The sequence below is a fragment of the Acinetobacter sp. ESBL14 genome (assembly GCF_036668815.1).
GTDB lineage: Bacteria > Pseudomonadota > Gammaproteobacteria > Pseudomonadales > Moraxellaceae > Acinetobacter > Acinetobacter gyllenbergii.
Window position 1 is genome coordinate 1 of the sequence record NZ_JAZEVS010000046.1, and the last position, 417, is coordinate 417.

At 53.2% G+C, this 417-nt stretch carries 1 protein-coding gene; it reads left to right on the plus strand.

Annotation, left to right across the window (positions count from 1 at the left end; all coding sequences use genetic code 11):
• Positions 1–417, plus strand: a 417-nt coding sequence (locus V6E90_RS21555) for a hypothetical protein (protein WP_332606415.1), incomplete at both ends; no start/stop codon positions are given.

Genomic DNA, 417 nt, shown 5'->3' on the forward strand with positions numbered 1-417 from the left:
GTGCGGATGGTAGCTTCGATGCACGCGTGGCATTGGGACCAGATGCAGTGCTTGGTACAGTGGTGACCGTAAATGGCAACAACTTCACCGTGACTGCCGCAGATCTCGTCAATGGGTATATCACAGCGGCGGTTGCAGTGACAGGCGATGGCCCGATCACCATCCATGCAGAAGCGGTAGATGCTCAAGGTAACATCGATACAGCGAATGCAGATGTGACCATTACCGTGGATACATTGCCAGCTGACTTGATTGGTGCAATCACAGTGCCAGATGACTTAAACGGTGACGGCATCTTGAATGCGACTGAATTAGGTGCGGATGGTAGCTTCGATGCACGCGTGGCATTGGGACCAGATGCAGTGCTTGGTACAGTGGTGACCGTAAATGGCAACAACTTCACCGTGACTGCCGCAG